The sequence below is a fragment of the Gordonia oleivorans genome (genome assembly GCF_040044975.1).
Taxonomy (GTDB): Bacteria; Actinomycetota; Actinomycetes; order Mycobacteriales; family Mycobacteriaceae; genus Gordonia; species Gordonia oleivorans.
On sequence record NZ_JBDZDI010000032.1, the window covers coordinates 1 to 21,200 of the forward strand.

Here is a 21,200-nt window from a genome sequence, read left to right on the forward strand (position 1 = left end):
GTGGCGTCGTCGGCGGTCATCGACAGTTGCGGGACCTGATTGGTCTGAATCATAGTGTCGGCCATGGTGTTCACCTCCTCTGCTCGGTCGCTCCAACTGAACTGAGTCAAGTGTAGCGAGGGGGTCCGACAACTTTCGCCGGCGCGGAATCGGTTGGGGGTGAACGCTGTCAGCGTCGGCAGATCCGTGTTCGGTTGTCGGTGGCTCGGTTTCGCTGTCGGGTTGCGGAGGTCTCGACTCGGCTCGTCGCTTGCGCTCCTCACCGGCTCGACCAACGGGAGGGGGCGGGTCGGTTCGATGGGCGGGAGGAGCGCGGCCGACGCCACCAACGGGAGGGTGGGGCCGACTCCACCAACGGGAGGGGCGCGTCGCTTCGACGGATGGCACGGCCGGTTCCACCCAACGGGCGGGTCGGCCACCAACGAGAGGGTCCGGCTCGGCTCAGCCAACGGGAGGGCAGGGGCCGGTCAGCCCTCGCCGCGCGCCGCTTGTGCCTTCTTGCGTTCGATGTCGGCGAGAGCGCGTTCGAGTTCGGCACGTTCGGCGGCGTTGGCGGCCCAGGCGTCCTTGCGATTCTTGACGACGCGGGCCGGCGCACCGACGGCGATCGAGTAATCAGGGATGACGCCCTTGACCACCGCGTGCGAGCCGAGGACGCAGCCCCGGCCGACGATGGTGTTGCGCAGCACCGTCACCTTGGCGGCGACCCAGGTGTCGGGGCCGATGCGCACCGGCCCCTTGACGATGCCCTGATCCTTGATGGGCAGGGTGATGTCGTCCATGCGGTGGTCGAAGTCGCAGATGTAGCACCAGTCGGCGATCAGGGTGGAGCCACCGATCTCCAGGTCGAGGTAGGAGTTGACGACGTTGTTGCAGCCGAAGACCGTCTTGTCGCCGATGCGCAGGCTGCCCTCGTGGCAGCGGATGGAGTTGCCGTCGCCGATGTGGACCCAGCGGCCGATCTCCATCCGGCTCATCTCCGGGGTCGCGTGGATCTCCACATTGCGGCCGAGGAACAGCATCCCGCGCAGCACGATGTGCGGATTGGCCATCCGGAACTTCGCGAGACGGTAGTAGCGCACCAGATACCAGGGCGTATAGGCCCGATTGCGGAGCACCCAGCGCAACGAGTCGATCGTCAGGAACCGCACCTGCTCGGGGTCCCGACGACGCCCGGCCCGGAACCTCGACCGGTAGCTGGCGTTCCACATCGTGGTCATGACAGGCAACCCTAGGCCATCGCGTGTGGACCGGATTCGCCAGATATCACCTCCGGGGGCCGTGTCCGGGGCGTCGCGGCACCGGTCGCCGACGCCCCACAGGATAGGCTCTAGCGTTGGCGTCGCCGGTGATGGCTCCGGCGAGCAGAGGTAAAGGAGCTTCGATGGCGGTTGCCCGACGTCCGCGAGGTATGCGGCGCATGCCGGCAACTCTCGTCGTGGTGTTCGCGGCGGTGGCCGCCCTGGCGCTGTCCTCATGCTCCGACGGCCACATCGACGTCCGGTCGGTACCGGGAATCGGGTGGTCCAGCTACGGCGGCAACGCTGCGAACTCCAACTTCGCCTACCCCAGCGTCCCCGACGATCTGGCGTTGAGCTGGACCCGCCCGACCGGTGGCACGGTGACCGCGCCGGTGACCATCTCGGCGACCGGCAACGTCGGGGTGACCTCCAACGCGACCGGATGCAACCTGCTGGTGCTCGATCAGCGCTCGGGACGCAAGAACTTCTGCAAGAACATGCGTGAGGGTGTCTCGGGCAACGCCATGCTCACCGATCAGTACGACCAGCCCTACATCGGGGAACAGACCACCTTCCTGGCGTTCAACGCCGGTGGTGCGATCCGGTGGCGGATGCCGGTGGTCGGGGTGCCGTTGTCGGCGAAGTTCGCCGACCCGGGCATCGCCCTGATGGTGACGACACAGGGCCAGATCCTGCTCATCGACACCCAGACGGCGCAGTTCGCCGCACCCGAGGTACGGCTGCGTCCCGAGGCCGATCCGGCCGACCCGCTTTACGGATACGGCGACTGCGTCACCAACGGTCCGCGGTGTGCGGTTCCCGCTCCCCCCGCGGTCGACATGGCTCATCAGCGCTTCTTCCTGAATGTGTGGCCCACCGGCGCGATCGCCAGCGAGATCCGTGGGTTCTCCTACGCCGAGGTCGACGGCAAGCGGACGATCTCGGAGATGTGGAAGGCGCAGGTGCCCGGCGGGGTGATCGGGCCGGCCACGTTGTCGGCCGACGGCTCCACCGTCTACACCTTCAGCCGCCTCGGCCAGATCGTGGCCCTCGACGCCGCGACCGGCACCACCCGCTGGACCTACGACAACGGCGGCTACGGGTTCGCGACGATGACGGTGTCCCCGGATGGATTGATCATCCCGACCGGTGTCATCGGCGCCCCGTTGACGCTGCTGCGCGACCGCGGCGACAGAGCCGAAAAGGTGTGGCAGCGCAACGATCTGGCGACCGTGAGCCTTTCGGCGCTGACCAATTCGGGGACCGCGTGGACCGTCGTGCGCGATCCCGGCAAGGACACCCTGTCGCTGACCGAGGTGTCCACCGCCGACGGCAGCACCGAACGCAGTCTGACGCTGCCCGATTCGGCCGGCTTCACCACCGGTATCGCGGTGTCGGCGTCCGGGCAGATCGCCACCGCCACCAATCTCGGCGAGGTGTACTTCTTCGACTCGAAGAGCAACATCCCCGGCTGAGCGGAGGGTTCACGCACCGCGGAACGTGCGCCGGTAGGCGATCGGGGCCATGCCGAGTTCCTTGCGGAGGTGGTGACGGAGATTGTCGGCGGAGCCGATACCGGTCTGTTCGGCGATGACATCGACGGACAGGTCGGTGGTCTCGAGCAGCTCCCGGGCGAGGTCGAGCCGCCGGTCGCGCAGCCACGCGCCCGGCGCGGAACCCGTCTCGTCGCGGAACCGGCGGATGAAGGTCCGCGTACTCATCTGCGCGTGCGCAGCCATCCGGTCGACGGTGACGGGTTCGGCCAGATGCGTGAGCGCCCACTCCCGCGCCACCGCCGTTCCCGGACCGTCACCGACCGGTACGTGCCGTTCGATGAACTGAGCCTGACCACCCTCACGCCAGGGCGGGACCACACAGTGCCGGGCGACGCGGTTGGCGACGGCAGCCCCGTGATCGCGCCGAATGATGTGCAGGCACAAGTCGATTCCGGCGGCGAGACCCGCGGAGCTCAGCACCGCACCCTCGTCGACGAACAGCACCGATTCATCGAGGTCGACCTCGGGGTAGAGGCGCCGGAAGTCGTCGGCGTACTGCCAGTGCGTGGTCGCCCGCCTTCCGTCGAAGACGCCGGCCGCGGCGAGGACGAAGGCACCGGTGCAGATCGACACCAGTCGGGCGTCGTGCTTGCGCGCGTCGAGTGCGCGCGCCACGTCGGGGTCGAGGACGCCGTCACGACGACTCGACGCCAGGCGCGTACCGGGCACGACGATGGTGTCGGCCGTGGCGAGCGCCTCGGGTCCCGCCGCGGCGACGATCCCGTAGCCGGTGGTGGTGTCGAGAGGTCCGGGCGACAGCGACACGGTCGTGACCGAATACAGCGGGCTGCCGTCGTCGGCGCACGCCTGACCGAACAGCAGTGACGGCATCGTCGCGTCGAAACCGACGACCGGCGGCAGCAGCAGGACCGCCACCGCATGCGGAGTCGCGACAGACACACGCTTGGCATGATCTTCCGACATATTGGCAATCATGCCAGTGGTGGCCCGGCACGTCGATACCCGATGCTGTATCGGTGACCAACTCCCCCACGCCCACCGTGCCGACCTCCGGCCGGCGGACACCGCACCTGCACTGGGCCTGGATCGTCGCCGCCGTCAGTTTCATCGCGATCCTCGGCGCGGCCGGCTTCCGGGCCGTTCCGAGCGTGATGATGGACCCGTTGCACATGGAGTTCGGCTGGTCGCACGCCACCGTCGGCGCCGCCATGTCGATCAACATGGTGCTCTTCGGTGTCACCGCCCCGTTCTCGGCGGCACTCATGGACCGATTCGGGGTGCGCCCGATCCTGACCGGCGCGCTCCTGCTGATCGCCGCCGGCACCGGACTCGGCGTGTTCATGACCGCCAGTTGGCAATTGCTCCTGCTGTGGGGTGTCCTCGTCGGCCTGGGCACCGGGTCCATCTCGATGGGCTTCGTGGCGACCGTCTCCACCCGCTGGTTCGTCGCCAAACGCGGCCTCGTCACCGGAATCCTCACCGCCGCATCGGCGACCGGTCAGCTGATCTTCCTCCCCGTGGTCGCCCACATCACCGACGCATACGGCTGGCGGTGGGCGTCGATCGTGGTCACCGGCGCAGCACTCGCTGTGGTTCCGCTGGTGGTGCTGTTCATCCGGGACCGTCCCACCGACGTCGGTACCACCGCGTACGGCGCCCGTCCGGACGACGCCGAAACCGCTCTGCCCACCAGCGGATTCGGCTCCGCGGCAAGCGGACTCGTGCGCGGGATGCGCGTCCGGGCCTTCTGGCTGCTGGCCGGCAGCTTCGCGATCTGCGGAATGACGACGAACGGTCTGATCGGGACCCACTTCATCCCGGCGGCGCACGATCACGGCATGCCGACCACCGTCGCCGCATCATTGTTGGCGACGATCGGTATCTTCGACGTCGCCGGCACCGTGTTCTCGGGATGGTTGACCGATCGGGTGGATCCCCGCATCCTGCTGGTGATCTACTATCTCGGCCGCGGTCTGTCGCTGGTGCTGCTCCCGATGCTGTTGTCGCCCAACGCCGAACCGAGCACCTGGGTGTTCATCATCTTCTACGGCCTCGACTGGGTGGCGACCGTCCCACCGACGATCGCGATCTGTCGGCATTACTTCGGCGCGGACACCCCGGTGGTCTTCGGCTGGGTGTTCGCCTCCCATCAGATCGGTGCCGCCGTCGCCGCTTTCGGCGCCGGTTACATCAGGGATGCGCAGGGCTCCTACGACAACGCCTTTCACGTCGCGGCGGCACTGTGCGTCGTCGCCGCCGCACTGTGCGCGGGAATCCGGCTCCGCGCCAACGACATCGCCGAAACCGACGTCACCGAAACCGAGGTCACCGTAACCGACGTCACCGGGGCCGCACCGGCGGGCTCAGATCCCGCGGATCCCGGCCTCACAGACGAAGGCCACTCCCTTACGGCCGATCCTGGTGAGCACCAACGACAGTGACCGGGTGCCCTTGAGCTTGAGCCGTTTCCGCAGTGCGTCGGGGTCGACGTCGAGGCCGCGCACCAGGATCTCCAGGGTGCCGCAGTCCTGGGCGGCGAGCGCCTTGCGCAGGACCTTCTCACTTGTCGAGCCCAGCCGCTCGATGATGCGGAACCCGCGCTCACCGGATGGCACCGCATCGCCGGTGAGGTAGGCGATCTGCGGATCCAGTTGCCACAACCGGTGTCGGTGCGCGTAGTGCCGCACCAGTCCGGCGCGGACGACCGCACCGTCGGGATCGATGATCCACTCCCCCGGTTCACCGGTCGGGATGTCGTCGGGTTCGGCATCGGTGAGTTCCCAGACCGACACGGCGCCGTCGACACCGGTGCGCATCACCGTGGCCCGCCGTCCGACACCGATCCCCGGCCCCGACCACAGGCACGCCTCCCGCACCGACGAGTCGAGCGAGGTCACCTGCACCTCACCGGAGAATCCGAAACGATCCCGCATCACCTGATAGTCCAGTCCCGGAGCACATTTCACCGCCAGCGGACGCCCGGCATAGGTCATCAGAACATCCAGCAGCGGAGGGCTGAGCGCGTCCGGTGAGAACACCCGCCCGGCACCGGTGCGTCGCGCCGGGTCGGCGAGGACGACGTCGGCGGTCGAGGTCGGGGTCAGTGCGTCGGCGACGAGCAGCGTCGGAGGGCACGACACATTCAATGCGGTGTTGTGCCGCGCCATCGCGAGTCGCACACGATCGAGGTCGCTGCCGATGACACCACCGATTCCAGCGATGGCGGCGAGTTCGATCAGTTCAGCGCCGACCGAACAGGTCACGTCGTGCACGATCGCGTCGGGATAACGCCGGGCGATCTCGGCGGCGCGGTGCGCGGCGACGACCGATGCGGTCGACTGTTGCAGGGCGTCGTCGGTGAGAAGCAGATCGGCGGCGTGCCGGAGCTTGCCGACGGCACGCCGACGCAGTCGGACCGTCTCGATGAGAGCGGCGTCATGGGGTGCGTAGCGGCTGCGCGCCTCGGCGATGTCGGACAGCATCGACGCCGGCGTCAGGGCCAGGCCACCGACGTTCTCCAATGCCTTGTCGCCATGCCGTGACCGCAGAAATGCCACATCGTCGAGTCCGAACCTGTACCCCATCACCGTTGATCTTCTCGCGTCCCCGCCGCGGCGTACCACCCGGGTCCGCCGTCATCGGTCCATCCGGTCTGTTCGGCACCGGCATGTCGGGGCATCCGCCCGGTCGCTCGCGTTAATCTCACGGCGTGAAGTCGAGCGATCACCGTCCCGAAGAGTTGAACGGTCCGGCAGTCACCCGTGCCCAGTGGTGGGTCGGCCTCCCGGAGTCCGAGCGTGCCCGTCTGCGCACCGATCATCCGGAGTGGATCGGCAATTCCGACGGCATCCTCGCCACCGACCGCGACATCGCCAACCGCGCGATGCTCCCCACCATGCGTGCCGACCTCCAGAAGCAGAGCGTTGACCTCGAGAAGCGGCTCGCCGACAACCGCTTCGGCGGAACGTTCACCAGTGACGACACCCGCAAGTGGTACGTCGACAAGAAACTCGCCGACATCGGCGCCATCGAACACGAACTCGGACGCGCCGACGAGAAGAATCCGCGACTGCTGATCTCCTTCGACATGCACAGCGGTGAACGCGGCCACTGCGCCGTGGCCATCGGCAACCCGGATCACGCCGATCACATCGCCATCAGCACCCCCGGGCTCGGCACGACGATCTCGCCGTCACTCACCGGCGATCTGCCCTATCAGGGGATGGGTGGTGAATCGCGACTGCTCCGCGAGGAAGCCACCCGGCAGCTGGGATTGGCCGGGCGCGGACAGGAGACCGTGGCGGCCATCGCCTGGATCGGCTACGACACCCCGAATCTCACCGGGCCCGGCGGCCGAATCTCGACCGCGCGCGGCGCCTTTCACGTCAGCACCGAGGGCAAGGCACGCGACACCGCCCCGATCCTGTCCCGCTTCTATGCCGGCATCGCCGCCGCCTCGGACCGTCGTCCGCGTCTCGTCGCGCTCGGACACTCCTACGGGTCACTCGTGACCGCCGAAGCGCTGCGCCTGACCCACGGACTGATCAGCGACGTCATCTTCTACGGCTCACCCGGCCTCGGCGGCGAGCGCGGATACGATGCCGATTACACCCCGCAGGATTTCAACCTGATCGGCGGTCGCGCCTACTACCTCCGCAACGACGGCGACACCATCGCCGAACTCGGCATCTTCGGCAGCGACCCCGCCGAGAGCGCCGACCTCATCCGGCTGTCCACCCATGCCGGCACCGACAAGACCGGCGTGACCCGAGTCGGGAGCACCGCCCACGCCAGCTATACCCGCGACGTCGACGGGAAATCGACGATGGCCCAATACAATATGGCCGCGGTCGTGGCGAATCTCCCGGCGAATCTGATCGTCGGGCCGTAGCGACTACTGCGGCTTGGTGCCCGTCACGACGACGTTGTAGAAGAACTTCGGGGGCACGATCTTTCGCAGCACGTTCTCGTCGAGCCAGGTGAGCCGCTTCCACGAACCGAACGCGAATCCGGCCCAGCCCCAACCCAATTTGCCTGCGGGCACCGCGGCCTCGAAGGTCCGGACGGGCCAGCCGAGCATCGCGGCGGCGAATTCCTCGGTGGCGGTGTCGACGCCCTCGGCGCCGGCGGCGCGGGCGATGCCGGCCAGCTCGTCGGGATCGAAGGTGTGGATGTCGACGACGGCCTCGAGCGCGGCCGCGCGGGAGGATTCGTCGAGTTCTTCCTGCGGCCGCCGCCACGACTGCAGCGGACCGAGTTTGGTGATGTTGGTCGTCAGGTACCAGGTGGCGCGACTCATCCAGCGGGCGTAGAAGTCGCCGATGGTCGACGGCTCGCCGGCGAACAGGAACCGACCACCCGGCTTGAGGACCCGCAGCACCTCGCGCAGCGCCTGCTCCACATCCGGGATGTGATGCAGCACGGCGTGTCCGACGACGAGGTCAAAGGTGTTGTCGTCGTAGGGGATCTTCTCCGCGTCGGCCACCCGGCCGTCGACGTCGAGTCCGAGGTTCTCCGCGTTGCGCAACGCCACCTTCACCATGCCCGGCGACAGGTCGGTCACCGAACCCTTGGTCGCGACCCCGGACTGCATCAGATTGAGCAGGAAAAACCCGGTGCCGCAACCGAGTTCCATCGCCCGCCCATACGGCAGCCCCTCGTCGGTCTGCACGGCGTCGAACCGGCCGCGCGCGTAATCGATGCAGCGTTCGTCGAAGCTGATCGACCACTTCTCGTCGTAGGTCTCCGCCTCCCAGTCGTGGTAGAGCACCTGGGCGAGTTTGGTGTCGGTCAACGCGGCCTGCACCTGTTCGGCGGTGGCATGCGGATTCGGCGCGGGATCGATTCCCTGATCGTCGGTCGCGCCGCCCTCGGGGGTGGTCCCGTTCTCGGTGGTCGTCATCGCTTGGCGTTTCCTCTCTCCGACGCCCCCGGTGGGGGCCATCGCCTTACTTACCGGTGAACGTGGCCTTGCCGGGGCCGTTCTCCACGAACGACGCCATTCCGATCGCGCGGTCCTCGGTGGCGAAGAGCGCGGCGAACAGTTGTTCTTCGATCTTGAGCCCGGTGTCCAGGTCGACGCCGAGGCCCTGGTCGACGGCCTTCTTCGCAGCGGCGATGGCCACCGACGCGGCGTTGGCGAACTGTCCGGCCCACTTCAGGGCGGCGTTGTACACCTCGTCGGGGGCGACGACCTCATCGACCAGCCCGATCTCCAGCGCCTCGGCCGCACCGACGAAGCGGCCGGTGAACATCATGTCCTTGGCCTTCGACGGCCCGACCAGCCGGGCCAGACGCTGGGTGCCGCCGCCGCCGGGGATGACGCCGAGCAGCACCTCGGGTACGCCCAGTTTGGCGTTGTCGCCGGCGATCCGACGATCGGCGCCGAGCGCCACCTCGAGTCCGCCGCCGAGGGCGTATCCGGTGATCGCGGCGACGGTCGGCTTCGGGATCTCCGAGATCGCACCCAGCGCACGCTGCAGAGACCCGGCGACCTTGGACATCTCCGCGTAGGTCATGTCGGTCATCTCCTTGATGTCCGCACCGGCCGCGAGCACCTTGGGGCCGCCGTAGACGATGACCGCCTTGATGTCGTCACGTTCGGTGGCCTGCGCCGCGGCGGCCGCGAGTTCGGACTGCACCTGCCGGTTCAGCGCATTCATCGGTGGGCGATGGAGCAGGATCGTGCCCACGCCGGGATGCTCTTCAGAGGTTTCGAGAGTGACGAACTCAGCCATGGTCGAAGGCTACCGGTCCGATCCCGCCGATCGCGTTCCGGGTTGACCAACGAGACGGGTGGGGCGTCCCGATTCGCACAATCTGTCGGCCACCGCCACCGACGTGGTGAGGTCCGCCATCGTCACCGCCCCCAGCCCCCGGCATCCGCCATCGGAGAGCTCGACCGCCCGCTCGGCCGCGAGGACCGCGGCCACGCCGGTGGCCGCGGACTGGGCTCGCCCTCTCGCGATACGAACCTCCCCCCTTCGACGGTTGACCACGGTGATCCGCCACCGATCCGAGCCGACGTGTGGTGCCCGCCCGACCAGGGCCCGCAATCGCGGACGGCGTGCCGCGAGCGCCAACGCGCGAGTGGAGAGCGCGTCGGTCATCGCGAGGTGGGAACGCACCGCCGCCGGCCGCGCAGTGGTCCCGAGCAGCACATGGTCGGGAAAGTCGGCCCGCAGATGACGTCGCGGACGTTCGCCGCCGTAGCCGGGAAGTACTCGTGACTGGCGAAAGTTGGTGACCGGCATGCCATCCGGCGACGCGAAGATGTCCTGCCCGATCAATCCGATCGTCCACGCCACCGCCGCCGTCCCGTGGTGCTCACCGGTGCCCAGCATGACGCCGACGTCGATCTCGTCGTCGGGTGCGGACGCCATGTCGGCGACCAACGTGGTGGACAGGCCGGGGGCCAGCCCGGCGCCGAGGACCACCGTCTCCCGCGGACCGGTGCTGCGGCGCAGCGCGGCGAGGTAACGCGACGTCGCCGAGATCTCGACCACCGGCACCGGCAACGTGGCAGTCGTTCGTCCTCGACCCCGGACGCGTTGATCAGCACGTCGTGGCCGACGGCGAGGCCGGTGAGCACGTCAATTCCGTCCCGCGCCGACACATCGACCCGGCCGCCCTCGCCTTCGCGGCGCCCCGCGGGCGTGACGTCATGTCCGCGGCGCTCGAGTTCGCCGACGATCACCGATCCCACCGCTCCTCGCGCACCGAGAACCATTGCCCGCATCGCCACCACCGTCCAATCTCCAAACGTTCAGTTGGATATCAATGGTAGGCGGGCACGCCCTCGTTTCCAAACGTTCGGTTGGAGAATTGGTAGGGTGATCGTCCATGGCCTGGGACACCGAAGCGACCCGCACCAAACTCCTCGACGCCGGGGCACGTCAGTTCGCCCGCGCCGGGTTCGCCGGCGCGCGCATGGACGCCATCGGGCGCGACGCCGGGGTCAACAAGGAGCGCGTCTACCGCTACTTCGGCGACAAACAGGGTCTGTTCTCGGCGGTACTCACCCGCGAGCTCACCGACCTGCTGACCGGCATCGACGTCACCGGCACCGGCCCCGAGCGGGTCGGCGAGTTCGCCGGCCGCCTCTACGACCGCTGCCGCCGCCGACCGGAACTGCCGCGCCTGCTCGCATGGGAAAGCCTCGAACTCGACCACGCGGCGTCGCCCGATTCGCGTCGACCGATGTGCACCCGGAACTGGAGCGGCATCCGGTCGGCACTTCCCGACGTCTCCGAAGCCGACGCACAAGGTCTCCTGCTCGCGGTCATCTCGCTGGTGGTGAGTCACTGGACGCTCGGTGCGTTGCGTGATGTCATCCCCGCCGATCCCGATCCGGACCGCCACCGGGCGATGCTGATCACCCAGTGCACGGGCATGGCGACCGCCACCGCGGCCGCCGCGATGGCAGACTCCACAGGGACCACTCCCCGACCTCGGTGAGGAGATCCCATGAGCCCGACCTCGGCCGGCGAACCCGTCATGCTCGAGGTGAACGGCCGCACGGTCCGGCTGTCGAGCCCGGATCGTGTGTACTTCTCCGAGCGAGGCGAGACGAAGCTCGATCTCGCCCGCTACTACCTGTCGGTGGGCGACGGCATCGTTCGCGCCCTGTTCGAGCGTCCCTGCATGCTGCACCGGTTCCCGAAGGGCGTCGACGGAAAGAAGGTGCACCAGAAGCGCATTCCCGCCGGGGCACCCGACTGGGTGCAGACCACGCAGTTGTGGTTCCCACGGTACGGGCGCACCGCCGACGAGTTGAGCGTCACCGAACTCGGCAGTGTCATCTGGGCGGTACAGATGTCGACGGTCGAGTTCCATCCGTGGAACTCGCGCAGCGCCGACCCGGAATCACCCGACGAGTGGCGCATCGATCTCGACCCGATGCCCGACTGCGACTTCGCCCGCATCCGCCGGGTGGCGGGCGTGGTGCACGAGGTCCTCGACGATCTCGGCATCCGCGGGTTCCCGAAGACCTCCGGCGGACGCGGCCTGCACATCTACGTCCGGATCGCGCCGGAGTGGGGTTTCCAGCAGGTGCGCCAGGCCGCGCTCGCCTTCGCCCGGGAGGTCGAGCGACGCGCACCCACCGATGTGACGACCGCCTGGTGGCGCAAGGACCGCGACCCGGCCGCGGTCTTCGTCGACTACAACCAGAACACCCGCGATCACACCATGGCATCCGCGTACTCGGTGCGCGGCAACCCGCGGGGCACCGTGTCGGCGCCGGTGACCTGGGCCGAGATCGACGACATCGAACCCGACGACTTCACCATCGCGACCATGCCCGCTCGCTTCGCCGAGCTCGGTGACCTGCACGCGGAGATCGATGACGTCGCCTTCCGCATCGATGACCTGCTCGACTGGGCCGAGCGCGACAGCGGCGATGAGGCCGGGCATCCATCCGAGGTCGACGACCCGGACGTCGTCGACCTCGACTGAGGTCGTCGGCTGCGGTTTCGGCTGCGGGCTTCGGTTGTGGTCACGGCGCCGATCGCGTCGCCGCCACGCGTCCCACGCGGAGAAGTTGCCGACCGAGCGTGATCATCACCGCGCCGGGCACGACGATCCAGACCAGATTCGGCAGTACCGCGACCGTGAGGAATCCGACGATGTCGCCCCGTTCCAGCGACTGCCTGGTCATCTCCAGACCACTGGACGCCTCCACGAGAAAGTAGAGAACCGTTTTCCAGAAGGTGGCGACCGTGACGATCAGCCCGACCACGACGGCGGAGAACCGCCGACGATTCGACAGCACCCAGATCAGCACGAGTACCTCGAGCAGGTTGGCCCAGCTCTGGGCGCTGCCGAACGCGTCGGCGCCCGCGTAGCGGTGATCGAAGGACGAATAGAAGACGTGCCCCGGCCACAGCCACGCCATCGATCCACCCTTGTGCGAGACCGATCCCAGCAGCACATAACACGCGTCGTAGGTCTGGATGACCGCGGTGATGGCGAACCAGATCACCACCCACTGCGGCAGTCGCAGGTCGGCGGCTCGTGTGGTCACACCGGACGGCATCGACTCGGTCATCCGGCCAGCGTAGGCATCAGCGCAGACGATCTGCGGGCCAACAGCCGAGAAACCTGCTGCGCTACAACCCCACTCGCACGCCGATTCCGGCGATCAGCGCTTCCAGACCCCACTCGAATGCCTCGGCCGGCAACGACACGACCTCGTCGCTGAGCGCGTACTGCAGCGGCTGCTCGTCCGGATCGAGCCGGGCGCGGCGTTCCTCGGCGGTGAAGCGATCGCCGCCGCCCACGGGATGACGATGTTGTTCCTCGATCACGAATCCGGTGACGTAGGCGTTGACCGATTGCAGGGCGCGTTGAGCGTCCAGCGGGGTCATCCCGGCGGCGACGAGCACCCGGACCGGTGCTTCCAGACCGCGCAGGGCGGTGTCGTCGACGAGGGTCGTGCCGGCGACCAGTTTTGCCCCGTCCCGGAACGACAGCAGGATCTCGCGTGTCCGGTGACCACCGGCACGCAGAAGTTCCCGCCAGTCGTCGGCCGGCCCGTCGGGCACCGGATCGGCCAGCAGGGTCGCGAGTACCCGGGAGGCCATCTCGTCCTGCAGGTCGGCCATGTCGCGGAAGTGGTAGTACAGCGCCCCCGCCCGCACCCCGAGACGGGCGGCCAGCGCTCGTGCCGTGATCGCGTCCAGACCGGTCTCGGCGAGCTGCTCGAATGCGGCGTCGATGATCGCCGAACGGGTGAGCTGCGCACGTGGCACGGGTCGGCCCCTCTCCCCTTGACTTCTGAACATTGTTCAACAATGCTAGCAGACGCCGTTTTGAACAATGTTCAGGAGAAATCATGAAAGCTGCAGTCGTCTCCGACGTCACCTCACCGCCGCGGTACGCGGACTTCCCGGAGCCGCCGGTCACCGACGACGTCATCGAGGTTCGGATGCTCGCCGCCGGCGTCCACAACCTCGTCCGATCCGTGGCGGCCGGCGCGCACTACCGTCCGGCGACGACCTACCCTTCGTCGCCGGGGTCGACGGCATCGGCCTGATCGACGGCCGGCGCGTCTACACCGGCGGATGCCCGGACCCGTACGGCACCATCGCCGAGCGCACCATCGTGCCGAACGGATTCGCCGTTCCCATCCCGGACGCACTGACCAGCGAGGTCGCCGCCGCCGTGGTCAACCCCGCGATGTCGTCGTGGATGCCGTTGCGCTCGAGCACCTCGCGACTCGACGGCGGAACCGTCGCGGTCCTCGGCGCCACCGGAACGTCGGGTTGTCTGGCGGTCCGGATCGCGCTGCATCTCGGTGCCGCGCGGGTCATCGCGGCAGGTCGCAATGCCGAGGCCCTCGCCCGGCTGGCGGAGGATCCCCGGGTGGTGACGGTGTCGTTGGCCGACGCCGACGCCGACGAACACCTCGCCGCGAGGTTCGCCGAGGGCATCGACATCGTGCTCGACTACCTGTGGGGGCCGGTCGCCGAGGTGGCGCTCGGCGCACTCCGGGCGCACAGCCTCACCGCGCGCCGGACACCGGTCGACTACGTCCAGATCGGCGCGATGGCGGGACGATCATTGCAGCTCGACGCCGCCATCCTGCGCGCTCGGCCACTGACGATCCGCGGGTCGGGCGGCGGATCCATCGATCCGGCCCTGCTATTCGGTGAGCTGCCGAAGATCCTCGACGTCGCCGCGAGCGGAGAACTGCCGATCGCGATCCGCACCGCACCGTTACCCGATGTCAGCCGGGCATGGGATGCCGACGCGCCGGGCCGCCTGGTGATCACGATCGGCGACTGAGCACTCAGAGGTCGATATTCGGCGTCGTGGTGCCCAGCCCGGCGAAGTAGTCGTCCGAGTTGACGAAGGCGAGACCGGAAAGACCCTGTCCGGCACTGACGTTCGGCTCGATCGGCTCGATCACGCGCTCCGCGGCCAGCAACTCGGCAACGGTGGCGAACCTGGCCACCTCGGTCAGCTGCGCCCACGTCGGTGGCAGCAGGAAGTGTTTGCCCGCCGACCACGCCTCGAGTGCGTCCCCCGCGCTCGCCCAGCGTGCGATGTCGGCCTCACTGGTGGAGTCGTCGGGTTCCTGCCCCGGCGGCACCGCCGCGAGGAAGAACCGGGTGTCATACCGCCGCTTCTCATTTACCGGTGTGATCCAATGCGCCAGCGGCCGAAGGAGATCCGCGCGCAGGGTCAACCCGCGCAGGCGGAGGAACTCGGCGAAGGACAGGGATTTGTCGACCAGGGCGCCGCGGTCGTCGCGCAGCGTCGCCGGGTCGGGAAAGGTGCCGTCCGCGGTGGAGGCAAGCAGCACACCGCACTCCTCGAAGGTCTCACGCACCGCCGCACACACCAGGGCCTGCGCGAGTTCGGTTGTGGTGGAGAGGATTTCCGACCACCAATCGGCATCCGGTCCGGTCCAGGAGAGATCGGCGTCGCTGTCCCGGGGATCGACGCCACCGCCGGGGAACACCGTCATACCACCGGCAAAGGCCATCTGCTTGACGCGACGTTGCAGGAACACCTCGATGCCGTGATCGCTGTCGCGGACGAGAACGACGGTCGCGGCGTCACGAAGCGGGGCGGGCGTATCTGTCATGGCGGGCCTCCTACCGGTCACCCGAGCGTGTGCTCGGGCTCACCCGATCGACCCTATCGACGCGCGCCCCGGCGCCACCGACTGGGTTAGCCTGCCGAACGACGATGGGAACCCGCCCGGCGGTTGCGCCGAGCGAAGAACCGCCCGTCGACGCGCGACAGACTGATCTGCTGGCGGAAGGCCTTGGTCAGGTTCCGACTCGTGAGCACCTTGTTCAGGAGCCCTTGGGCGACGACCTCCCCCTCCGAGAGGAGCATCGCATGGGTGAATCCGGCGGGGATCTCCTCGACGTGGTGGGTGATCAGCACGATGGCAGGCGAATCGGGGTCGGCCGCCAGGGCGGAGAGTCGCTCCACGAGTTCCTCGCGTCCGCCGAGGTCGAGGCCCGCGGCGGGTTCGTCGAGGAGCAGCAACTCCGGGTCGGTCATCAAGGCCCGCGCGATGAGGACACGTTTGCGCTCCCCCTCCGACAGTGTGCCGAAGGCACGGTCGGCGAGGTGCTCGGCACCCATCGACTCCAGGGATTCCAGTGCCTGCGCACGGTCGACGTCGTCGTATTCCTCCCGCCATCGGCCGATCACCGAGTATCCGGCGGAGATCACCACGTCGGCGACGATCTCGTCGTCGGGGATGCGGTCGGCCAGGGCCGGGCTGGCGACACCGATGCGCGTCGAGAGCTCGCGCACCTCGACCTTGCCGAGCAACTCACCGAGGACGAACGCGACCCCCGACGACGGGAACAGTTCGGCGTTGGCCATGCGCATCAGCGTGGTCTTGCCCGCGCCGTTGGGACCGAGCACCACCCATCGTTCGTCGAGTTCGACCTGCCAGCTGACCGGTCCGACCAGCGTGTTTCCCTCGCGCACGACCGCGACGTCGCGGAAATCGATCATCAGATCGGGGTCGGTGGTCGGCTCTTGCGGCTCACTGGCGTTCACGGTTCCTATCGTGCCCTACCGGGGGCCGCCGTCGCGTGACAAACACCCGGGGAGGATGGCCGGCGAATCCCCCGGCCAAACGTCCACTGCCGCCGAGTAATCGAGAACGGCACGACCGAGGGCGGAATAGTCAGGCGGCACCACGCCTTGGCTACTCATATGAGTGTGCCGCTTTCCATCCTCGATCTCGCCCAGGTGGGCGCCTCCGAAACCGTCGGTGACTCCCTCGCCGCCTCCACCGAGATGGCCATCGGTGCTGAGCAGTGGGGTTACACCCGGATCTGGTACGCCGAGCACCACAACATGGCGAGCATCGCGTCGTCGGCGCCGGCGGTGCTCATCTCGCACATCGCGGCCCGCACCTCGTCGATCCGGCTCGGCTCCGGCGGAGTGATGCTGCCCAACCACTCGCCGTTGACCATCGCCGAGCAGTTCGGAACGCTCGGCGAGCTCTATCCCGGTCGCATCGACCTCGGCCTCGGCCGCGCCCCCGGCGGTGACCAGAAGACCTTCGCGGCACTGCGCCGCGACATCTCCGCGGCCGAGCATTTCCCGTCGGACGTTCTCGAATTGCAGGGCTATCTGACCGGCAGCACCCGCGTGGAGGGCGTGCAGGCCACACCCGGCAATGGCACGAACGTACCGCTCTACATCCTGGGTTCGTCGCTTTTCGGCGCGCAGCTCGCCGCCGCGCTCGGCCTGCCGTATGGTTTCGCCTCCCACTTCGCACCGGCCGCCCTCACCCAGGCCGTCCGGATCTACCGCGAGCAGTTCCGTCCGTCCGAGCAACTGAGCGAACCGTACGTGATCGCCGGGGCCTGTGTGATCGCCGACGACGACGCCGACATCGCCAAAGCCCAACTGCACCAGGCCAAGCGGCAACGCGTTGGTGCCTTGTTCGGTCGCGGCCGCCGCTTCACCGACGACGAGGCCGACGCCATCCTGTCGATGCCGCAGGGCCGCCAGATCGACGAGATGATGACCTACAGCGGAGTCGGCACGCCCGCCGAGGTGCGCGACTACCTGGACTGGTTCGCCGGACATGCCGACGCCGACGAGGTGATCGTCGCGTCCATCGCGCCGGACCGGGAGATCTGGTTGCGGACGCTGGAGCATCTGACGCCGGCGCGCGACCGGTCGGTGGCGTCGGCCTGACGAACGACTCGAAGCGGCCGGCCCCTGCCACAATGGCGGGGTGCAGACAGAACTCCCCGGAATCGGCGTCCTCCAACACGACGACGTGGACGAGTGGTATCGAACCCCTCCGCGGTACGTCGAGATCTTTGGTGCAGACTGCGAATTCACGATCGATGAGTTCGCGGGCGACCAGGCCGACGCCCTCGCCGCATGCATCATCGATTTCTGCGCACTCGATCGATCGGTCCTGACCTCCGCGGCCCCCGCACTGTTCGCGTACTACCGCGACGTCGCGGTGTCCATCGGCGACGAGGAAGGGTTCGGAGACCATCACCGAGGACGAGGTGTGGTCCCATGTCACGTTCAACCTGCGCCCACACGTGGTGTTTCAGGACGAGCACTGGTACGTCATCTGCGAGGACGAATGCGACTGGGAACCCGAACACGGCTTGCAGACGGTCTTCACCGACGGCCGAACCCTCACCCGGATCAGCTCCTACGACGGACACCCGACTCACCGGTCGGCCTACGGTCGCGGATACGAGGTTCCCGAGGGTGCGGTGTACTGGTCGCCGTCGGTGGGGTGAGTCGGCAGGTGGTGCGGCCCGGCCAGGCGCGTTCTCTTCACTGGGTCCGAAACCAGCCGCACCTCCCGCTGGCCGAGTGCGGACGAGCTTGCGAGTCGGTGTATCGAGGCCACCCACCGCAACCCGCGCTGCAAGACAACCCACCGCAACCCGAGGTTAGAACGAAACCAGCTGCACCACAGGAGGTCTCGAGGCTCGTCGCTAGCGCTCCTCACACCTCGACCAGCAGGTGGGGACGGAACCAGCTGCACCACACGAGGTCTCGAGGCTCGTCGCTAGCGCTCCTCACACCTCGACCGGCAGGTGGGGACGGAACCAGCCTTGTCTCACCAGGTCTCGAGGGTCGTCGTTTCGACGGAGCTTAACGCAGGACTGGCACTCCTCACAGCTCGACCGACGGGCGGGGACGAAACCAGCCGCACCTCCCGCTGGCCGAGTGCCGACGAGCTTGCGAGTCGGTGTATCGAGGCCACCCTCCGCGACCCGCGCTGCAAGACAACCCACCACAACCAGTGGCTAGTACGAAACCAGCAGCACCACACGAGGTCTCGAGGCTCGTCGCTAGCGCTCCTCACACCTCGACCCACGGACAGGGACGAAACCGGCCTTGTCTCACCAGGTCTCGAGGCTCGTCGCTAGCGCTCCTCACACCTCGACCAGCGCGCGGGGACGGAACCAGCTGCACCACAGAGGGTCTCGACCGGCGGGTCGGAACACCTCGAGCGGCTTGTGCCTAGCCCTTGTCGATGAGCCGGAAATCGGCGAAGTCGAATCCGGGAACGACGATGCAGCTGACCAATGACGCCTCGTCGCCGGTGCATCGCGCTCGCTGCCAGTGTCGTGGCGGCACCAACACTTGCGGCCGATGACCAGAGCCGATGTCGGCACCGACCGCAACAGTGGTGACATCGTCCGGTTCGTCACCGTCGCCACCCAGGTCGAGTTCGACCGGCGCGCCGCGATGATAGAGCCACATCTCGGCACCGCGCACCGTGTGCCAGTCGGATTGCTGACCGGGCATGAGGAGAAACAGGATCGCGGTTCCGGCCGCGCGATCGGCGTCGTAGCCGGGCAGGACCGCGGCAGGGAGCACCAGATCGCTGCGCCAGGTCTCGGTGAACCAGCCGCCTTCGGGATGCGGGTTCAGCCCCAATCCCTGTGCCCAGTACGGCAATTCGTCGGGTTCGCTCATCGGATCACCTCCGCGATCACCGTCACCGACCCGGGCGCGATCTCGGTGAAACCCGCATCGCGTACCGCGACCGCGGCGCCGGTCGCATCCGCGGCCATCAGTGCCGCCCACCGCGAGGAGTCTGCGGCACACACCGACAGCGGGCAGCCGGCATCACGCCACACCCGGGCCGACGTCTCGTCCATCAACCGCACCGCGAGCATCGACGCATGGCCGACCTGCGCGGCGAGTTTGCCGACGGTCATCTCCAGGTCCGGGTTCACCCACAGGCACACGCCGCCGATGGGTGGTTCGGTCGGTAGCGAGCCCGCCACCTCGGTGCCACCGATCTGCAGTCGCGAGATCCGCTTGTCGACGTCGCCAACCCGACCGGGAACCAGCGCTCTGGCCTCGACGTCACCGACGGTGGCCGTCACACCCCAGACCTCTTGCGCCGCAGCCCATTGCGTACCGCGCGCCCGTCGGGCGATCTTGCGGATGCGGGCGTCGCACCACGCGTCCATCGGCTCTGACCACGGTCCGTCGCCACCGGCACGATCGTCCAGACACAGCAGGGCCACGGCTCGGGCAGCGGCCACCAGCAGGTCCGCACGGTCCGGTGGTGCGGTCTTCTCGATCCGCAGAACCATCTGCATCGCGAGGACGTCGGCCGGATTCTCCGGATCGTCCGCTCCGCCGACGTAGCGGGTCAGGCGCCGGTAGTCGTCGGCGAACGGATTCGACGGCAACCCCGGATCGGTCACTCGAGCGGAACCCGCCGCAGCACGCCGTCGGCGGCGTCGGCGGCCTCGATCTCGTCGCGGGTGACGCCGAGGATGAACAGCACCGCGTCGAGGAACGGATGATTCAGCGCGGCGTCGGCGACCTCGCGCAGCGCCGGCTTCGCGTTGAACGCGATGCCGAGCCCGGCGACGCTGAGCATGTCGATGTCGTTGGCGCCGTCGCCGACGGCGATGGTCTGCTCCATCGGCACCCCGACGTGGTCGGCGAACGACCGCAGGGCCCGGGCCTTTCCGGGGCGGTCGACGATCTCGCCGACGACACGCCCGGTCAGTTTGCCGTCGATCACCTCGAGGGTGTTGGCGCGCACGAAGTCGAGTTCCAGCTCGTGAGCGAGCGCGTCGATGACCTGACGGAATCCGCCGGACACCACACCGCAGTGATAGCCGAGCCGGTGCAGGGTCCGGATGGTGGTGCGCGCACCCGGCGTCAGTTGCAGCGACGCGGCCACCTCGTCGAGCACGGAGGCGTCGAGTCCGGCCAGCGCGGCCACCCGCTGATGCAGCGACTGCGCGAAATCCAACTCACCACGCATCGCGGCCTCGGTCACCGCCGCCACCTCGGCCTCCCGGCCGGCGTGGGCGGCGAGCATCTCGATGACCTCACCCTGGATGAGGGTGGAGTCGACGTCGAAGACGATGAGACGTTTCGCGCGGCGCGCCAGCCCACCGCGCTCGACGGCGATGTCGACCGAATGCTTCGTCGCGACGCGGGCAAGGCCCTTGCGCAGCGCGGTGTCGGCGGCGACGTCGTCGCGGCCGCCGACGCTGATCATCAGTTCCAGTCCGGTCAGCGGATAGTCGGCGACGCCGCGGATGGAGTCGATGTTGCCGCCCTGTCCGGCGAGTTCGGCGGCCACCGCGCTGAACGCGCGTGCGGTGACCGGACTGCCGAGCAGCACGACCGCATGTGTGGACGGCGCATGTCCGTCCGACGGTGCGTTGACCTCGGCACTGACGTCCATCCCGATCGACGACATCGCCTGTTCGACGACATCCTGGACGGCCTCCGGATCGCCGTCGACGGCCACCAGCACACCAAGGGTGAGGCGATCGTGGATCACCACCTGCTCGACGTCGAGCAGCGACACCTGCTGGCCGGCCAGTGCGCCCATGAGCACCGAGGTGACGCCCGGCTTGTCGGGGCCGGTGACGGTGACCAGAAGGGTCGTCTTCACGACCGCACCCGGACCGGGCGATGCCGATCCGGGTGCGGT

Annotated in this window: 22 protein-coding genes and 1 pseudogene; 10 read left to right on the forward strand and 13 right to left on the reverse strand. The window is 68.2% G+C overall.

Translation table 11 applies throughout. The features are described 5' to 3' along the window. Positions 1-467 precede the first annotated feature (467 nt). Positions 468-1,220, reverse strand: a complete 753-nt coding sequence (locus ABLE92_RS25010) for an acyltransferase (RefSeq protein ID WP_348807518.1) — start codon at positions 1,218-1,220, stop codon at positions 468-470. Positions 1,221-1,384: 164 nt separating this feature from the next. Between ABLE92_RS25010 and ABLE92_RS25015 the strand changes: the two genes are divergently transcribed. Continuing rightward, positions 1,385-2,716, forward strand: a complete 1,332-nt coding sequence (locus ABLE92_RS25015; protein ID WP_348807519.1) for an outer membrane protein assembly factor BamB family protein — start codon at positions 1,385-1,387, stop codon at positions 2,714-2,716. Positions 2,717-2,725: 9 nt separating this feature from the next. Here ABLE92_RS25015 and ABLE92_RS25020 read toward each other — a convergent pair whose 3' ends face one another. After that, a complete protein-coding gene (locus ABLE92_RS25020; protein ID WP_348807520.1) occupies positions 2,726-3,721 on the reverse strand; it encodes a GlxA family transcriptional regulator in 996 nt (331 codons plus the stop codon). A 53-nt stretch (positions 3,722-3,774) separates the two neighbouring features. Here ABLE92_RS25020 and ABLE92_RS25025 point away from each other — a divergent pair, with 53 nt between their 5' ends. Next, positions 3,775-5,199, forward strand: a complete 1,425-nt coding sequence (locus ABLE92_RS25025) for an MFS transporter (protein WP_348807521.1) — start codon at positions 3,775-3,777, stop codon at positions 5,197-5,199. Here the strand turns inward: ABLE92_RS25025 and ABLE92_RS25030 are convergent. Next, the gene (locus tag ABLE92_RS25030; protein ID WP_348807522.1) at positions 5,122-6,342 is read right to left on the reverse strand and encodes a THUMP-like domain-containing protein; all 1,221 of its coding nucleotides are present in this window, start codon (positions 6,340-6,342) and stop codon (positions 5,122-5,124) included. The two genes, ABLE92_RS25025 and ABLE92_RS25030, sit on opposite strands and share 78 nt — an antisense overlap. Before the next feature lie 125 nt (positions 6,343-6,467). On the opposite strand from ABLE92_RS25030, the gene ABLE92_RS25035 reads away from it, so the two are divergent. Beyond that, the gene (locus ABLE92_RS25035; RefSeq protein WP_348807523.1) at positions 6,468-7,649 is read left to right on the forward strand and encodes an alpha/beta hydrolase; all 1,182 of its coding nucleotides are present in this window, start codon (positions 6,468-6,470) and stop codon (positions 7,647-7,649) included. A gap of 3 nt (positions 7,650-7,652) precedes the next feature. Here the strand turns inward: ABLE92_RS25035 and ABLE92_RS25040 are convergent, their stop codons facing one another. From ABLE92_RS25040 to ABLE92_RS25050, 3 genes are read right to left on the reverse strand one after another with little or no spacing between them, the layout of a single operon-like run. Beyond that, entirely contained in the window at positions 7,653-8,660 is a 1,008-nt protein-coding gene (locus ABLE92_RS25040; protein ID WP_348807524.1) for a class I SAM-dependent methyltransferase, read from the reverse strand. 46 nt (positions 8,661-8,706) lie between these two features. Further along, positions 8,707-9,495 carry an enoyl-CoA hydratase/isomerase family protein gene (locus ABLE92_RS25045; protein WP_348807525.1) on the reverse strand — a complete coding sequence of 263 codons (789 nt, stop codon included), beginning with the start codon at positions 9,493-9,495 and terminating at the stop codon, positions 8,707-8,709. Positions 9,496-9,504: 9 nt separating this feature from the next. After that, a complete protein-coding gene (locus ABLE92_RS25050; RefSeq protein ID WP_348807526.1) occupies positions 9,505-10,275 on the reverse strand; it encodes a saccharopine dehydrogenase in 771 nt (256 codons plus the stop codon). Between the two features lie 325 nt (positions 10,276-10,600). On the opposite strand from ABLE92_RS25050, the gene ABLE92_RS25055 reads away from it, so the two are divergent. Continuing rightward, positions 10,601-11,215 carry a TetR/AcrR family transcriptional regulator gene (locus ABLE92_RS25055; protein ID WP_348807527.1) on the forward strand — a complete coding sequence of 205 codons (615 nt, stop codon included), beginning with the start codon at positions 10,601-10,603 and terminating at the stop codon, positions 11,213-11,215. 9 nt (positions 11,216-11,224) lie between these two features. Further along, complete coding sequence (ligD, locus tag ABLE92_RS25060; RefSeq protein WP_348807528.1) at positions 11,225-12,214, forward strand: non-homologous end-joining DNA ligase; 990 nt, start codon at positions 11,225-11,227, stop codon at positions 12,212-12,214. A gap of 40 nt (positions 12,215-12,254) precedes the next feature. Here the strand turns inward: ligD and ABLE92_RS25065 are convergent, their stop codons facing one another. Both ABLE92_RS25065 and ABLE92_RS25070 read right to left on the reverse strand, forming a co-directional pair. Continuing rightward, a complete protein-coding gene (locus ABLE92_RS25065) occupies positions 12,255-12,806 on the reverse strand; it encodes a hypothetical protein (protein WP_348807529.1) in 552 nt (183 codons plus the stop codon). Positions 12,807-12,867: 61 nt separating this feature from the next. Further along, on the reverse strand, positions 12,868-13,509 hold the full coding sequence (locus tag ABLE92_RS25070; RefSeq protein WP_348807530.1) for a TetR/AcrR family transcriptional regulator C-terminal domain-containing protein: 642 nt from the start codon (positions 13,507-13,509) through the stop codon (positions 12,868-12,870). Between the two features lie 83 nt (positions 13,510-13,592). Between ABLE92_RS25070 and ABLE92_RS25075 the strand changes: the two genes are divergently transcribed. Both ABLE92_RS25075 and ABLE92_RS25080 read left to right on the forward strand, forming a co-directional pair. Further along, the gene (locus ABLE92_RS25075) at positions 13,593-13,793 is read left to right on the forward strand and encodes a hypothetical protein (RefSeq protein ID WP_348807531.1); all 201 of its coding nucleotides are present in this window, start codon (positions 13,593-13,595) and stop codon (positions 13,791-13,793) included. Between the two features lie 68 nt (positions 13,794-13,861). Next, positions 13,862-14,545 (forward strand): alcohol dehydrogenase, encoded by a 684-nt coding sequence (locus ABLE92_RS25080; RefSeq protein ID WP_348807532.1) that lies wholly within the window; start codon positions 13,862-13,864, stop codon positions 14,543-14,545. Positions 14,546-14,549: 4 nt separating this feature from the next. Here the strand turns inward: ABLE92_RS25080 and ABLE92_RS25085 are convergent, their stop codons facing one another. After that, positions 14,550-15,350 (reverse strand): NUDIX hydrolase, encoded by an 801-nt coding sequence (locus tag ABLE92_RS25085; RefSeq protein ID WP_348807533.1) that lies wholly within the window; start codon positions 15,348-15,350, stop codon positions 14,550-14,552. Positions 15,351-15,436: 86 nt separating this feature from the next. Then, positions 15,437-16,243: an ABC transporter ATP-binding protein gene (locus tag ABLE92_RS25090; RefSeq protein ID WP_348807556.1), complete on the reverse strand. Its 807-nt coding sequence runs from the start codon at positions 16,241-16,243 to the stop codon at positions 15,437-15,439. Positions 16,244-16,447: 204 nt separating this feature from the next. On the opposite strand from ABLE92_RS25090, the gene ABLE92_RS25095 reads away from it, so the two are divergent. The 3 genes and pseudogenes from ABLE92_RS25095 to ABLE92_RS25100 all read left to right on the forward strand — a co-directional run bounded on the left by ABLE92_RS25095 (position 16,448) and on the right by ABLE92_RS25100 (position 18,012). Then, positions 16,448-17,443 carry an LLM class flavin-dependent oxidoreductase gene (locus tag ABLE92_RS25095; RefSeq protein WP_348807534.1) on the forward strand — a complete coding sequence of 332 codons (996 nt, stop codon included), beginning with the start codon at positions 16,448-16,450 and terminating at the stop codon, positions 17,441-17,443. Between the two features lie 40 nt (positions 17,444-17,483). Continuing rightward, positions 17,484-17,723: pseudogene (locus ABLE92_RS26240) on the forward strand (DUF6985 domain-containing protein); the annotation flags it as partial. Positions 17,724-17,769: 46 nt separating this feature from the next. Next, positions 17,770-18,012, forward strand: a complete 243-nt coding sequence (locus tag ABLE92_RS25100; protein ID WP_348807535.1) for a DUF6985 domain-containing protein — start codon at positions 17,770-17,772, stop codon at positions 18,010-18,012. Between the two features lie 733 nt (positions 18,013-18,745). Here the strand turns inward: ABLE92_RS25100 and ABLE92_RS25105 are convergent. Genes ABLE92_RS25105 through serB form a run of 3 tightly spaced genes read right to left on the reverse strand, consistent with a single transcriptional unit; the run spans position 18,746 to position 21,161 of the window. Further along, positions 18,746-19,204 (reverse strand): cupin domain-containing protein, encoded by a 459-nt coding sequence (locus ABLE92_RS25105; protein ID WP_348807536.1) that lies wholly within the window; start codon positions 19,202-19,204, stop codon positions 18,746-18,748. Next, positions 19,201-19,947 carry a peptidyl-tRNA hydrolase gene (locus ABLE92_RS25110; protein ID WP_348807537.1) on the reverse strand — a complete coding sequence of 249 codons (747 nt, stop codon included), beginning with the start codon at positions 19,945-19,947 and terminating at the stop codon, positions 19,201-19,203. Before ABLE92_RS25110 ends, ABLE92_RS25105 begins: the two co-directional genes overlap by 4 nt. Beyond that, positions 19,944-21,161, reverse strand: a complete 1,218-nt coding sequence (serB, locus tag ABLE92_RS25115; RefSeq protein WP_348807538.1) for a phosphoserine phosphatase SerB — start codon at positions 21,159-21,161, stop codon at positions 19,944-19,946. The genes ABLE92_RS25110 and serB overlap by 4 nt, the downstream gene beginning before the upstream one ends. Between the last annotated feature and the right edge of the window lie 39 nt (positions 21,162-21,200).

What these genes read in the sequence shown, in the direction of transcription:
- ABLE92_RS25105 (WP_348807536.1), bottom strand. Translation starts at nt 19,204, where the DNA reads ATGAGCGAACCCGACGAATTGCCGTACTGGGCACAGGGATTGGGGCTG.
- ABLE92_RS25020 (WP_348807520.1), bottom strand. Translation starts at nt 3,721, where the DNA reads ATGTCGGAAGATCATGCCAAGCGTGTGTCTGTCGCGACTCCGCATGCG.
- ABLE92_RS25045 (WP_348807525.1), bottom strand. Translation starts at nt 9,495, where the DNA reads ATGGCTGAGTTCGTCACTCTCGAAACCTCTGAAGAGCATCCCGGCGTG.
- ABLE92_RS25075 (WP_348807531.1), top strand. Translation starts at nt 13,593, where the DNA reads ATGAAAGCTGCAGTCGTCTCCGACGTCACCTCACCGCCGCGGTACGCG.
- ABLE92_RS25030 (WP_348807522.1), bottom strand. Translation starts at nt 6,342, where the DNA reads ATGGGGTACAGGTTCGGACTCGACGATGTGGCATTTCTGCGGTCACGG.
- ligD (WP_348807528.1), top strand. Translation starts at nt 11,225, where the DNA reads ATGAGCCCGACCTCGGCCGGCGAACCCGTCATGCTCGAGGTGAACGGC.
- ABLE92_RS25065 (WP_348807529.1), bottom strand. Translation starts at nt 12,806, where the DNA reads ATGACCGAGTCGATGCCGTCCGGTGTGACCACACGAGCCGCCGACCTG.
- ABLE92_RS25040 (WP_348807524.1), bottom strand. Translation starts at nt 8,660, where the DNA reads ATGACGACCACCGAGAACGGGACCACCCCCGAGGGCGGCGCGACCGAC.
- ABLE92_RS25055 (WP_348807527.1), top strand. Translation starts at nt 10,601, where the DNA reads ATGGCCTGGGACACCGAAGCGACCCGCACCAAACTCCTCGACGCCGGG.
- ABLE92_RS25090 (WP_348807556.1), bottom strand. Translation starts at nt 16,243, where the DNA reads ATGATCGATTTCCGCGACGTCGCGGTCGTGCGCGAGGGAAACACGCTG.
- ABLE92_RS25015 (WP_348807519.1), top strand. Translation starts at nt 1,385, where the DNA reads ATGGCGGTTGCCCGACGTCCGCGAGGTATGCGGCGCATGCCGGCAACT.
- ABLE92_RS25095 (WP_348807534.1), top strand. Translation starts at nt 16,448, where the DNA reads ATGAGTGTGCCGCTTTCCATCCTCGATCTCGCCCAGGTGGGCGCCTCC.
- ABLE92_RS25085 (WP_348807533.1), bottom strand. Translation starts at nt 15,350, where the DNA reads ATGACAGATACGCCCGCCCCGCTTCGTGACGCCGCGACCGTCGTTCTC.
- ABLE92_RS25010 (WP_348807518.1), bottom strand. Translation starts at nt 1,220, where the DNA reads ATGACCACGATGTGGAACGCCAGCTACCGGTCGAGGTTCCGGGCCGGG.